We start from the raw sequence: 14,024 nt of genomic DNA, 5'->3' as shown, positions 1-14,024 counted from the left end.
GTTTCGTGTGGTGACCACCCTGTCGACTGAGACTCCCGCACCGCGGACCGCCTCGTCGGCCGTCGCCACCCTCGCGCGCCTGCTCGCCGCCCTGCTCGGCGGTGCCGCCGTGGCGTGGATCGGCCTGTACGCGATCGCAACGGTCGACTGGCCCGCGTACAACGCCTCGAACGTCCTTCGCGCGCTGACCACGGTCGGGCAGGTCGGCGCCATCGCCGTGCTGATCGTCGCGGTCCTGCTCTACCGGCGCCGCGCACCCTCCTCGTCGGGCCGTCACGGACTGCTCGTCGACGCGCTGACCGCCATCGGCGTCGCCGGGCTGGTGACGGTGACCCTCGGGATGCCGCTGGCCGCGACAAAGCTGTACCTGTTCGGCCTGTCGGTCGACCAGCAATTCCGCGTGGAGTACCTGACCCGGCTGACGTCGTCGCCGCAGCTGCAGGACATGACCTACCACGGCCTCCCGCCGTTTTACCCGGCCGGCTGGTTCTGGTTCGGCGGCCGCTACGCCAACCTGATGGGGCTGCCCGGCTGGGAGGCCTACAAGCCGTGGGCGATCATTTCGATCGCCGCGGCCGCCACCCTCGCCGCGGTCCTGTGGAACCGGATGATCGGCGCCGACCGGGGAATCGCGGTGTCGGTGGCCGTCACCCTGTCGGTCCTCGCCTTCGCCTCTCCCGAGCCGTACGCCGCGGTGCTCATCCTGCTGGGCGTGGCCCTGCTCCCGACGATGCTGCACGGCCTGCGCGGACCGAAGGGCCTCCCTGCCGGTGTGCGTCTCTCGTCGACGCCCTGGGCCGCGGTCCTCGCGGCGGGCCTCTTCCTCGGGTTGTGCGCGACGTTCTACACCCTCTACGCCGGCGTCTTCGCCGTCACCGCCGCCCTGCTCGCGCTGTGGTTGCTGGTGCACGGCTGGATCGATGCGGCCAACAAGTCGACGCCGGCCGCACACGTGCGCGCCACCCGACGACGGTTGACCGGCGTCTATGCGGCCCGGTTGGGCGTGATGGCCGTGGTCGCGGCGGCGGTCGCGCTGCTGACGTGGGGACCGTATCTGCTCGCCCGGGCGCAGAACCGCCCGGCCAGCGGCGGCACCTATGAGCACTACCTGCCCGAGGCCGGCTCGCAGCTGCCGTTCCCCATGCTGCGCCCCACGGTGTTCGGCCTGCTCGCCCTGATCGGATTCGCGTGGATCGTGTGGCGGCTGCGCGAACGGACGCTGGCCCTGGCGCTGGGGGCGGCCGTCGCGGCGTCCTACCTGGTGGTTCTGGGCTCGATGGCGATGACTGCCACCGGCTCGACCCTGCTGGCCTTCCGACTCGAACCGGTCCTCGCCGCGGTCCTCGCGGCGGGCGGCGTCTTGGGCGTCGCGGCCGGATCGTCGTGGTTGGTGGGCCGACTCGGCGACGTCCGGTTCGCGATCGGCGCACTGGCCGCGGTGGTGGCCGTCGCCACCGCCCAGCATGTCCCGTCGATGCTCGCCGGTGACATCACCATCGCCTACTCCGACACCGATGGCACCGGGGCCCGGGCGGACAAGCGCCCGGCCGGCGCGCAGGCCTACTATCCGAAGATCCGTGCGGCGATCGCCGAGCAGACCGGACGCCCGGCGACCGACGTCGTGGTGCTGACGGCCGACTTCGACTTCCTGTCGGTCTACCCGTACTGGGGCTTCCAAGGGCTGACGTCGCACTACGCGAACCCGCTCGCCGAATTCGACAAGCGCGCCGCGGCCATCGAGAAGTGGTCGACCGCCACCACCCCCGACGAGCTGGTGGCCCACTTGGACGCCTCGCCGTGGCGGGCGCCGGACGTCTTCCTGTTCCGCTACAGCCCCGACGGCTACACCCTCAAGCTGGCCCGCGACGTCTACCCCAACGATCCGAACGTCAAGCGCTACACCGTCACCTTCGACAAGGCCGCCTTCGCCGGCCCGCCGTTCACGGTGACCGAGATCGGCCCGTTCATCCTCGTCGTCCGCAAGTAGAACCCCACAAATAGGAGCGGGCACCTGCACGATGCAGGTGCCCGCTTCGGGTGGATGAGGGGTTAGCGGTAGAGCTCGGCCATCAGGAACTCCATGCCGGGCAGCAACGTCGCCAACATCGGGATGACGTGGTTGACGATCGTCTTCGGCAGGATCGGCGGCGTCTCGTCGGTGACGAACCGGACGTTGGCGCCCAACCGCTTCCAGTTGCGGGCGAGGTCGTGGACCTGGCCGTACGGGATCACGTCGTCGTTGCGGCCGCCCTCGAGGAACACCGGGGCATTCGGCTTGAGCTGCCCGATCCGGTTCTCCTCCAGGACCTTCATCACCGACGGGTGCCGGGCGATGACCCGGCCGAGCGGTTCACCGGTCCGCGTCCACGCGACGGTCTGTTGGAAGGCCGTCGACATGATGATGTCGCCGATGCACTGGGTGGACAGCTGCTTGAGCTTGGCCCGCCCGGCCACCGAGGTCTCCGCCTTGACCACCTTGGCCACCTCCGGGTAACGGGCGACGAGGCCGTTGATCGCGAATCCGATACCACCGGAGATGGTGGTGCCGTCGATCGCGCCGATCACCTTGGACAGGTCCGCGGGCGGGGCGCCGGCGTAGGTCGCCTTCACCTTCAGCTCGGGGGCGTAGGTCTGGGCCAGCTCGGCCGCCGCCGCGGCGGCCCCACCGCCCTGCGAGTACCCGGCGAACCCGACCGGGGCGTTGGCCGGCGCATGCGAGAGCCGCAGCGCTGCGCGCGCACCGTCGAGCATCGCGTGCGCGGTCTCGGTGCGGTTGACGTAGGTGTGGATGCCCGGCGTGCCCATTCCGATGTAGTCGGTCACGAACACCCGCACGCCGTGGCTCAGCAGGTAGAACATTTCCGGCGCGGTGTAGTTCACGCCGATGCTCGGCTTGGTCAGGTCCACCGACATCGGCAGGCCCATCATCTTCGACGGGGCGCACTGGTCACCCTGGCCGATGGTGCCCGGGCCGACGACGACGGTCGGACGCGGGCCCTTGCCGGTCCAGGCGGCCGTGGGCTCGATCGCGGTACCGGTCACCGCCGCGGGGCGGCCGTCGAGGTAGCGCGAGGTGTACATGACGGTCTTGGCCGTCCCCGGCCACTGTCCCGGGATGCCGGGGATCTGCAACAGCAGCGGGGTCGTGTGCGATCGGATGATCGACCCGGGTGCCGACGCGAACTTCGCGGGCGGGGTGTAGAAATCCCCCGCCGACGCCGTCGGTGCGGTCAATCCGGTGCTCGCCCCCGCCGCGGCCACGGTGAGAACGACTGCGGCAACCCGGTTGCGCACCCGCCCCACCCTTGAACCATTCTGAGCATTTTGTGTCATGGAAACGTAGGTTACCCCACAGTAACCCTCAGGACGTAATCCGCGTCACGGCGCCCCTCGACAGCCCCGAATCCCCCGTTTACCAGTGTGAATATCAGTCGTCGGCGGTGGCGGACAGATGCTTGGCGAGGAAGCGGACGGCGTACTCGTACCCGGCGACTCCCAGCCCCGCGACCACCCCCTCGGCCAGGGCTGACACATAGGAGTGGCGGCGGAACTCCTCGCGACGGTGGATGTTGCTGATGTGGACCTCGACGATCGGCACCTCGGGGATCACCAGGGCATCGGCGAGTGCCACCGAGGTGTGCGACCACGCCCCGGGGTTGATGATGATCCCGCCGATCTGACCGCGCGCCTCATGCAGCCAATCGATCATCTCGCCCTCGTGGTTGGTCTGCGCCGCGCGCAGTCCGAAACCGAGCTCGGCGGCAAGCCGCTCGCAGTCGCGGACGATCTCGGCGAGGGTCGTCGAGCCGTACACCTCGGGCTGGCGCAACCCCAGGGTGTTCAGGTTGGGGCCGTTGAGCAGCAGCAGCGGGAGGGGTTCGTTCTCAGCCATATTCCAACCCTAGCCGCGACAGTTGGCCGAGGCCGTGTCATCACCGACTAGCATTGCCCTTTGTGCCAGCACAGACCCTCCGGCGAGCCCGCATCGCAGCCATCGTCACCGGGCTGGCGGGCTTCCTGCTCGCGCTTGCGACACCGCTCCTCCCGGTGAACCAGGCGACCGCGGAACTCTCCTGGCCCCAGCGCGGCGAGCTCCGCAGCGTCAACGCGCCACTCATCGCGTACGTGCCGATCGACATGCGGATGTCGATCCCCTGCTCCGCGGTCGACCGCCTCGGCCCGGACGGGTCGGTCCTACTCTCGACCGTCCCCAAGCAGGCCGCCCCGGCTCCCGAGCGCGGCCTGTTCGTGCAGCGCAGCGCCGATAAATCAACCGTTTCGATCACCGTGCGCAACATTCCGGTGGCGTCGGCGCCCACCAGCGAGGTCGCCGGACCGAAGTGCCGCTCGATCGACGTCACCGCGACGGCCGACGCCGTCACCGCCACCTTCACCGGACTCACCAACGCCGACGGCTCCCCGCTGAGCGGGACGACGGCGGGCCGCGACGATGAACACCTCGGCGCCGACCAGCGCCCCCAGCTGACCGGCTTCTTCACCGACCTGACCGGACCGGCATCGAGCGAGCCCGGACTGTCGGCGCGGGCGAACCTCGACACCCGGTACGAAACCCCGGCAACGCTGATCAAGCGGATCGCGCTGATCGTCGGCATCCTGGCGACGATCGCCTCCCTCGCGGCGCTGGCCATCCTCGACAGCAGCGACCGGCGCGGCCACCGCCGCATCCTGCCGGCGCGGTGGTGGCACCTGCGGCTGCGTGACTACATCGTCCTGGGCGCCCTGCTCGTCTGGCACTTCGTCGGACCCAACACCTCCGACGACGGGTATCTGCTGACCATGTCGCGGGTCGGCCAGGAAACCGGATACACCGCGAACTACTTCCGCTGGTTCGGCGCACCGGAGGCACCCTTCGGGTGGTACTACTCGGTCTTCGGCTGGCTCTCGGAGGTCAACCTGTCGAGTCCGTGGCTGCGCCTGCCGGCACTGGCCTGCGGCGTCGCGGTCTGGCTGATCCTCAGCCACGAGGTATTGCCCCGGCTGGGCCGGGCCGCGGCCGCCCCCGTCGTCGGCGCAACCGCCGCCGCCGCCTTCCTGGCGATGTGGTTCCCCTTCGACAACGGCCTGCGCCCCGAACCCATCATCTGCCTCGGCGCGCTGCTCACCTGGTGCTCGGTCGAGCGCGCGATCGCCACCGGGCGCCTGCTGCCCGCCGCCATCGCCTGCACGATCGGCGCCTTCAGCCTCGCCGCCGGCCCCACCGGCCTCCTCGCCGTCGCCGCGCTGATCGCCGGTGCCCGGCCGATGATCCTCGCGCTCATCAAACGGGCCCGCGACCTCGACGCACAGGTCTTCGGCACCCCGACCGCCCGATGGCGGACCGTCGGCACCTATCTGTCCCTGCTGGCCCCGATCCTCGCGGCCGGCACCTTCGTCGTCTTCATCGTGTTCTCCAACCTGACGCTGCGCGCCTTCGGCGACGCCAGCACCATGAAGACCGCGCTCGGGCCGTCGATGCACTGGTACAACGAGATCGACCGGTACTCCTCGCTGTTCGAATACTCCGCGAACGGCTCCATCGCGCGCCGGTTCGCCGTGCTGGTCCTCCTGCTGTCCCTGGCGGTATCGGCCGCCATGCTGCTGCGCAAGGGGCGCATCCCGGGCACCGCCTCCGGGCCGACCCGGCGGATCGTCGGGATCGTCTTCGGTTCCCTGCTCTTCCTCATGTTCACCCCCACCAAGTGGACGCACCATTTCGGCGTCTTCGCCGGGCTGGGCGCCGCCCTGGCCGCCATCGCGGCGATCGCGGTCAGCCATCAGGCCATGCGCTCTCGGCGCAACCGCACCATCTTCGCCGCCCTGGCCCTGTTCATCGGCGGGCTCGCCTTCACCGCGCCCAACTCGTACTTCTACTCCTCGTCGTGGGGTATGCCGTGGGGCGTCGAGCAAGTGACCCTCGGGTTCCGGATCTCCAGCGCGCTGCTGTTCGCCTCGCTGGCGCTGCTGGCCCTCGCGTTGCTGTTCCACCTCCGCGAGCCGTTCACCGGCACCGACCCACATGAACCGGTCGAGGCGCCGAGCGCCCCCCTCACCGGCTGGGCACGACTGCGGACGACCCTCGCCTCCGAACCGTTGGTCTTCGTCATCGCCGCCGTCGTCGTGTTCCAGGTGGCGACCGCGGTGATGGCCGGGGTCCGACAGTCGAGTTCCTACTCGGTCCCGCGGTCCAACCTCGAGGCGCTGCGCGGCGTCGAATGCGGCATGGCCGAGAAGGTCTGGACCGAGATCGACCCCTCGCGGTTCCAGTTGGCGCCGGTCGACCGCTCGCTGAGCCCGGCCCAGGCACTGGCCGGACCGCGCCCGGCCCCCGGCTCGGACCCCTCGGCGGCCCCGACCGACGGCTTCACCCCCGACGGGGTGCCCACCGGCATGGTCACCAACGCCGCACAGGGCTCGCTGGGCGTCCTGGCCGACGCCGCCAACGACGACCCCGGCGTCCTGGCCGCCAACAGCGGCGGCACCTCCGGCGGCCTGACCGACAAGCCCGGGATCAACGGCAGCCACGCCCGCCTCCCGTTCTTCCTCGACCCCGCCCGCACCCCGGTGCTCGGCAGCTACTCGGCCGGCGCGCAGGCCCCGGCCCGCCTGCACTCGGCGTGGTACGCCCTGCCCCGCGACTTCGCCCAGCAGCCGCTCATCACGTTCTCCGCGGCCGGCTGGTTCGAACGGCCCGACCTGGTCCTCGAATACTCGACGACGCCGGTCACCGACGCGACGCGTGACGGCGCATTGACCGTCGCCGGTTCGATCCCGCTCATCGACCCGGGACCACGACCGTCCTGGCGCAACGTCCGCCTCAACACCGACGCCTTGCCGGCCGACACGACCGCGGTGCGCATCGTCGCCCGCGACGACAACCTCGGCGCCGACCGCTACATCGTGGTCACCCCGCCGCGCCTGCCGCACATGCAGACGCTGCAACAGGTCGTCGGCAAAACCGACCCGGTGCACGTCGACTGGACCTCCGGCCTGGTGTTCCCCTGCCAGCGGCCGTTCGTCCACCACAACGGCGTGGCGGAGATCCCCAAGTGGCGGATCCGCCCGGGGGCCGACCTCGCCGCGGCGGTATCGACCTGGCAGAGCGCCGCCGGTGGCGGCCCCCTCGGCTGGTTGGAGGTCTCGCAGCGGCCGGAGACCGTCGCGACCTACCTCAAGGGGGACATCGGACGGGATTGGGGCGCCCTCGAGGCGTACCGGCCCTACGACCCGACCAGCGTGACCCCCGCCGAGCTCACCACCGGCAGCCACGTCCGCAGCGGACTGTGGCGGCCCGCCCCGATCCGACACTGATAACCGTTTCCTCAGGTCCGTCGCCTACCATGAGAATCCGTGTCTGTGTCTTCCACGCGATCGGGTGCTGCCCAACCCGAGTCCGGTGATTCCGCTGATCGGTTGAGGCTCGCACGGCTGGTCGCCGTCGGTGCCGGCATCGTGGGCATCCTTGCCTGCCTGCTCACCCCGTTGCTGCCCGTCAACGCGGTCCACGCCTCATTCACCTGGCCGCAGGGACAACAACTCGACAAGTCGTCGTCGGTCACCGCGCCGCTCATCGCGCAGACCGCGAAATCCGTCGACATCACCATCCCGTGCTCGGTCCTGGCGTCGCTGCCGGCCGAGCCCACCACGGTCCTGACCACCATGTCGCCCGGTGCGCCCGGCGCCCCCGCCCGCATGCTGTCGGTGAAGGCCGGCGACACCATCACCGTGATGAGCCGCAACGCCCTGCTGGCCAGCGCGCCGCGCACCGATCTCGCCCGGTGTTCCCGCCTCGTCATCCACTCCGACGCCGCCGGGCCGCGCGCACAATTCGTCGGCCTCGGCCCGGTCACCACCGCGGCCCCCTCCGCCCAGCCGCAGATCGACGGCATCTTCTCCCCGCTCCCCGCCGCGACGATCACCCGTGCGGGCAACGACGGCCTTGCGGCCAAGATCGACATCGACAACCGCTACGAGTCGACGCCGTCGCTGATCAAGCGCCTGGTCATGATCCTGGGACTGCTCGCCGTCATCGCGTCGCTGGTGGCGCTGGGCATCCTCGACCGGGCCTCGCCCACCGTCGCCGCGGCACGCGACGAGGCACTCGCCGACGAGGACGCGACCCCGCGCACCGGTTTCCTCGCCTCGCTGCGACCGCGACTGTCCGACCTCGCCGTGACCGCGGCCCTGCTCGTCTGGGGGATCCTGGCCGGCGGCGGCCCCGACGACGGCTACATCCTCAACATGGGCCGCGTCGCCGGCGAAGCCGGCTACCTGCCCAACTACTACCGCTTCTTCGGTATCGCCGAGGCCCCGTTCAGCTGGTACTACGACTTCCTCTCGCACTGGTCGTCGGTGTCGGCGTCGATGCTGTGGATGCACCTGCCGAGCCTGGTCGCCGGGCTGGTTTCCTGGTACATCCTGAGCCGCATCCTGCTGCCGCGGATGGGCAGCGCCGTGTCCCACGGGTGGCCGGTGTGGGCGGCCGCCGCGGTGTTCACCGCCTTCTGGATGCCGCTCTGCAGCGGGCTGCGCAGCGAGTCCGTCATCGTCCTAGGCTCGCTGCTGACCTGGTGGGCGATCGAGTCCGCCATCACGTCGAAGCGGTTGCTGCCCGTCGGGCTCGCCGTCATCGCCGCAGCCTTCACCTTCGCCGCCGCCCCGCACGGCGTCATCGGCATCGCCATCCTGCTCGTCGGCGCCCGCGCCTTGCTCGCGATCGCCGTCGCCCGCCGTCGGGAAATCGGCTGGGCCGCGATCCTCGCCCCGATCTTTGCCGCCGGCCTCGTCGTACTGCTCGTCGTGTTCGGCGATCAGACCTTGGCCACCGTCGCCGAGGCGATGAAGATCCGCTACCAGGTCGGACCGAACCTGCCCTGGTTCCAGGAGTACCTGCGCTACTACTTCCTGACCGTCACCACCCCCGACGCGTCGCTGGCACGGCGCGTGCCCGTGCTGCTGCTGCTCGCCTCCGCCTTCGTCACCGTGGCGGTGCTGCTGCGCCGCGGCCAGATCGACGGGGTGCGCGGCGGGCCGGCCTGGCGCGCCGTCGGCGCCATCGGCGTCACCATGATCCTGATGGTCTTCACGCCCACCAAGTGGACCATCCAGTTCGGCATCTACGCCGGTCTGGCCGCGGCGGTGGCGGCCACCGCCACCCTCGCCGTCGCACAGTCGGCGGCCCGGTCCACCCGTAACCTGACCGTCTTCGTGTCCGGTCTGATGTTCGCGCTCGCGGCCGCGACGGCCGGCAAGAACGCCTGGCCGTACTTCTACGACTTCGGAATCTCCTGGTTCGACCGGGCGCCGGTCATCGCCGGGACCCCGATGTCGACGATCTTCCTCATCCTCGCCGTCGCGACCGGCGCACTCGCCGCGTGGCAGCACCTGCGGTTGGACTACGCGGAGAACACCGGCCTGGAACACCACGACGCGGAGGACCTCGAGGGGGTCGCGGATCGGGAGACGGTGGTCGAGGCCAAGCGCCACGAGGCCGTCGCGAACCGGATCCGCCTCATCGCGGCCGGCTCCCCGATCGCCGTGATCGCCGGCGGGCTGGTCGTCCTCGAACTGGCCCTGTTCGCCAAGGCCGCGGTCGCCCGGTACCCGGTGGCCACCGCCTTCTCCACCAACATCGGAACGCTGCGCGGTCAGCCGTGCGGGCTGGCCGAGAAGGTCCTCGTCGAACCCGACGCCAACACCGGCATGCTCACCCCGGCCACCGGGCACGATGCGTCGCGGGCCCTCGCCGGGGACGATCCGGTCGGCTTCACCCCCGACGGAATCACCACGAACCTGTCCGCCGAAATGGGCAGCTCACGACCGGGTCAGGCCCACGTCGCGGGCTCGTCGTCGAAGCCGTTCGCCGTCATGGGGACGTGGGAGGCCGGCACCACCGGTGGACGCGGGCCGCGCACCGTCAACGGGTCGATCGCGGCCCTGCCCTACGGGTTGAACCCCGCGAGCACCCCCGTGCTGGGTAGCTACGGCTTCAATGGCGAGGCGCGCCTGACATCGGACTGGTACCGCATGCCCGACCGCGCGTCGTCGCCGCTGCTCGTCGTGACCGCGGCCGGCTCGATCTCGACGGTGGACGCCTTCGGCGCCCGGACCTTCGGCCAATCGCTGCGCTTCCAGTTCGGCAAGCGCGGCCCCAACGGCCAGTTCGAAGAGATCGGTGCGCCCGTCACCCCCATCGATCCGGGCCCGGTCATCCCCAACCGGCCGTGGCGCAACCTGCGCGTCCCCATGTCGGCGGCTCCCCCCGCGGCCGACGTCGTGCGCCTGGTCGCCCTGGACAACAACCTCGGGACGTCGCAGTTCATCATGCTGACCCCGCCGCGGGCACCCAGGGTGGTGACCCTGCAGCATCTCGTCGGATCCACCGATCCCACCCTGATCGACTTCATGGTCGCCGCACACTTCCCGTGCCAGCGCCCGATGGGCCTGCGCCACGGCGTCGCCGAGATCCCGCAGTGGCGGATCCTGCCCGACTACGCGATGGCGCTGAGCCAGTCACGGACCTGGCAGAACGCCGCCGGCGGCGGGCTCCTCGGCATCAGCGAGGCGACCACGTCGGCGACGGCGGTGCCGACCTACCTCGACGGGGACTGGCACCGCGGCTGGGGCGCCCTCGAACGCTTGACCCCGCGGGATCCACAGGCGGCCCCCGCGGCCGTCGCAACCGATATTCGTAAGCAATGGGGCTGGTCGCGGACCGGATCCATCAGGCTGGAGCCGGGCAACTGATGACTGAGACCGTTAAGAAGCCGACCTTCCTCACCAAGAACGATTATCGCGGGGCGAAGCTGCTGGCCGCCATCACCGGCCTGCTGGGCGCGCTGCTGGCCATTGCGATGCCGCTGTTGCCGGTCGAGCGCACCACCGCGAAGATCGCGTGGCCGGAGAACAACACCGTGTCCTCGGTCGTCGCACCGCTGGTGTCCTACGTCGCGACCGACATGAACGTCGCGGTGCCGTGTTCGGCGGCGACCCAACTCGGCGACAAGGGTGGGGTCCTGCTCTCGACCCTGCCCACCGACGGCCTGGCCGCCACCGCGCGCGGCCTGTTCATCAACGCGACGGCCGACTCCATCGTCGTCATCGACCGCAACGTGGTCATCCTGAGCGCCCCGCGCGACGCGGCGCAGGCCAACCCGGCCTGCCGGGTCACCTTCCGCGGCAACGCCGACGGGGTCCACGCGTCGATCGAGGGCCTCGACGGCGCGAACCTCAAGGGCGCGCTGCTGAACTTCCGCACCGGTGACCACGAGATGCGCCCGCAGATCGTCGGCGTCTACTCCGATCTGCGCGGTACGGCTCCCCAGGGCTTGAGCTTCACCGCCGACATCGACACCCGGTACGTGACGTCGCCGACCCGCCTGAAGTTCTGGTTGATGGTCATCGGCATCATCCTGACGGCGATCTCGCTGGTCGCCCTGGGAATCCTCGATTCGCGCGACGGATTGCGGCACCGCCGGATCCTCCCGTCCGGCTGGTGGAAGCTGACCTGGCTCGACGGCGCGGTCACCGCCATCCTGGTGTTCTGGTGGTTCGGCGGGGCCAACACCTCCGACGACGGTTACAACATGACCGTCGGCCGGATCGCCAGCGGTGCCGGATACGCCGACAACTACTTCCGCTACTTCGGGGTGCCGCAGGATCCGTTCGGCTGGCACTTCCAGGTGATCTCGTGGATGACCCAGGTCAGCGTCGCAGCGTGGTGGATGCGTCTGCCCGCCCTGCTCCTGGGCCTGCTCGGCTGGTGGTTGATCAGCCGTGAAGTCATCCCGCGCCTGGGGCGTGCGGTCCGCAACAGCACCCCGGCCATGTGGGCGGGCGCCTTCGTCTTCCTGGCCATCTGGCTGCCGTACAACAACGGCATCCGCCCCGAGCCGGCCGAGGCCGTCGGCGCACTGCTGACCTGGTGCTGCGTCGAGCGCGCCATCGCGACCCGGCGCCTGCTCCCCTACGCCATCGCTGCCATCACCGCCGCCTTCACCCTGGCACTCGCGCCCGGCGGGTTGATGGCCGCCGCGGCACTGCTGGCCGGCCTTCGCCCCGTCGTCAAGACCTTGGTCAGCCGCCGCAAGCGCGACGACTGGGTCCCGATGCTGGCGCCGATCCTGGCGGCCGGCACCGCGGTGCTCTTCATGATCTTCGCCGACCAGTCGGTGATGCCGCTGGTGACCGGCAACAAGGTCGCCGCCGACGTCGGGCCGACGCTGGAATGGTGGCAGGAGCCGATCCGCTACTACTACCTGATCCTGCAGACCGGCGACGGCACGCTGTCGCGCCGAATCGGCATCCTGCTGATGCTGCTCTCGTTGTTCTACGTGATGTTCCGGTTGCTGCGCGGACGCCACCCGAACGGCGTTGCCCGGGCACCGATCTGGCGCCTGATCGCCGTCATGCTCGGCACGATGTTCTTCATCGCGTTCACCCCCACCAAGTGGACGCACCACTTCGGCGTCTACGCGGGCATCGCCGGCGGCCTGGCCGCCGCGGCGGGTGCCCTGATGGCCCCGGCCCTGCTGGCGTCGCGGCGCAACCGCGCCTTCGCGACGGCGTCGGTCCTGTTCGTCACCGCGATGGCCTTCGCCGGCATCAACATGTGGTGGTTCGTCGGCAATTACGGCGTCCCGTGGCGCGACCGCCCGGTCGCCATCGCCGGGATCAACGTCAGCTGGATCGTGCTGGCGGCCGCGGTGGTGACCGCGCTGCTCGGCCTGTACTACCACTTCCGCGACGACTACGTCGACGAGAAGACCCGCACCGGCCCGGTCCTGCCCGGCTTCCGGTTCGCGCCGCTGCCGACCGTCGCCACGCTGCTCGTGCTCTTCATGGTGGCGAGCCTGGCAAAGGGCGCCTGGGTGCAGCGCGACAGTTGGTCGTGGACCAAGTCGAACTTCCGGGCCATGACCGGCAACGAGTGTGCCCTCGCCAACGACGTGATGGTTGCGGTCGACCCGTCGTCGGGCATCTTGCTGCCGGCCGCGGTCGACGGAAAGGCCGCACCGTCGGTCGCCGGGGCGATCGGCGCCAACGCCGGCTTCACCCCGCAGGGGGTTCCGGAGAACGTGATGTCCTCGTCGACGAGCGACGACGGCGGCGAGCTTCCGTCGCAGGAGAATCCCGGCGCCTCGGCGAACGAGTCGGCGGCGGGGGACACCTGGGGCGGTGTCGGGCCGATCGGCGTCAACGGCTCGACCGCGCTGCTGCCGTTCAATCTCGACCCGAAGCGCACACCCGTCGTCGGGTCGTACGGTGCCCCCGGGGGCAAGGCAAAGCTGGAGACCGCGTGGTACCAGCTGCCGTACAACACCTCGAACCCGAATAAGGACCGTCCGCTGCTCACCGTCGCGGTCGCCGGCAACGTCGAGGGCATCGACCACGACAACATCGAGCAGAAGGGCCAGAAGCTGGTCGTCGAGTTCGGCCGGCGTGGCCCCCACGGGAAGGTGACCCCGGTCGGCCGGATGACTCCGCTCGATGCCGGTGGCGCCCCGGCCTGGCGCGATCTGCGCTTCCCGCTGGACAAGGCGCCGCGCAATGCCGACGTGGCGCGCATCCTCGTCGACGATGCCTCGGACTCCACGAAGGAATGGGTGGCGGTCACGCCGCCGCGCGTCGACCAGCTGCGCACGCTGAATGATGTTGTGGGACAGACAGATCCGGTGTTGATCGACTGGCTTCCCGGATTCGTCTTCCCGTGCCAGCGTCCGATCGCGGTCCACAACGGCGTCCTCGAGGTGCCCAAGTGGCGCATCATGCCCGAGGCCGACGCAACGCGGCGCAACAGTCAGACGTGGATGGCCGGTAAGGCCGGCGGCCCGCTCGGCATCACCGAGGCGCTGCTGACGCCGACGATGCTCCCGACGTACCTCCGCAACAACTGGGGTCGCGACTGGGGCGGGCTCCAGCGGTTCACGGTGATCGATCCGGCTCCGCCGGCGACGCTGGTGCTCGGCACGACGCGCGAGTCCGGGCTGTGGGATCTGGCGCCGATGCGCTCGACGGGTTACTGACGC

At 70.3% G+C, this 14,024-nt stretch carries 6 protein-coding genes; 4 read left to right on the top strand and 2 right to left on the bottom strand.

Going from position 1 to position 14,024, the window contains the following annotated elements:
• Positions 1–10 precede the first annotated feature (10 nt).
• Positions 11–1,987, top strand: a complete 1,977-nt coding sequence (locus nbrcactino_RS01930; RefSeq protein WP_371864457.1) for an arabinofuranosyltransferase — start codon at positions 11–13, stop codon at positions 1,985–1,987.
• A 62-nt stretch (positions 1,988–2,049) separates the two neighbouring features.
• Here the strand turns inward: nbrcactino_RS01930 and nbrcactino_RS01925 are convergent, their stop codons facing one another.
• Positions 2,050–3,333, bottom strand: a complete 1,284-nt coding sequence (locus nbrcactino_RS01925) for a lipase family protein (protein WP_161925833.1) — start codon at positions 3,331–3,333, stop codon at positions 2,050–2,052.
• Positions 3,334–3,427: 94 nt separating this feature from the next.
• A complete protein-coding gene (gene aroQ / locus nbrcactino_RS01920; protein ID WP_161925832.1) occupies positions 3,428–3,892 on the bottom strand; it encodes a type II 3-dehydroquinate dehydratase in 465 nt (154 codons plus the stop codon).
• 62 nt (positions 3,893–3,954) lie between these two features.
• Between aroQ and nbrcactino_RS01915 the strand changes: the two genes are divergently transcribed.
• From nbrcactino_RS01915 to nbrcactino_RS01905, 3 genes are read left to right on the top strand one after another with little or no spacing between them, the layout of a single operon-like run.
• Positions 3,955–7,308: an arabinosyltransferase domain-containing protein gene (locus nbrcactino_RS01915; protein ID WP_161925831.1), complete on the top strand. Its 3,354-nt coding sequence runs from the start codon at positions 3,955–3,957 to the stop codon at positions 7,306–7,308.
• Between the two features lie 45 nt (positions 7,309–7,353).
• Positions 7,354–10,743 (top strand): arabinosyltransferase domain-containing protein, encoded by a 3,390-nt coding sequence (locus nbrcactino_RS01910; RefSeq protein WP_371864543.1) that lies wholly within the window; start codon positions 7,354–7,356, stop codon positions 10,741–10,743.
• Positions 10,743–14,021 (top strand): arabinosyltransferase domain-containing protein, encoded by a 3,279-nt coding sequence (locus nbrcactino_RS01905; RefSeq protein WP_161925829.1) that lies wholly within the window; start codon positions 10,743–10,745, stop codon positions 14,019–14,021. Before nbrcactino_RS01910 ends, nbrcactino_RS01905 begins: the two co-directional genes overlap by 1 nt.
• Positions 14,022–14,024: the final 3 nt, after the last annotated feature.

This window comes from Gordonia crocea, assembly GCF_009932435.1.
GTDB lineage: Bacteria > Actinomycetota > Actinomycetes > Mycobacteriales > Mycobacteriaceae > Gordonia > Gordonia crocea.
The sequence above is the reverse complement of the archived record's forward strand: the minus strand, read 5'-3'. Positions and strand labels throughout refer to the sequence as shown.

Excerpts from the sequence above, each read along its gene's own strand:
- nbrcactino_RS01925 (WP_161925833.1), bottom strand. The coding sequence starts at position 3,333 with ATGACACAAAATGCTCAGAATGGTTCAAGGGTGGGGCGGGTGCGCAAC.
- aroQ (WP_161925832.1), bottom strand. The coding sequence starts at position 3,892 with ATGGCTGAGAACGAACCCCTCCCGCTGCTGCTGCTCAACGGCCCCAAC.
- nbrcactino_RS01905 (WP_161925829.1), top strand. The coding sequence starts at position 10,743 with ATGACTGAGACCGTTAAGAAGCCGACCTTCCTCACCAAGAACGATTAT.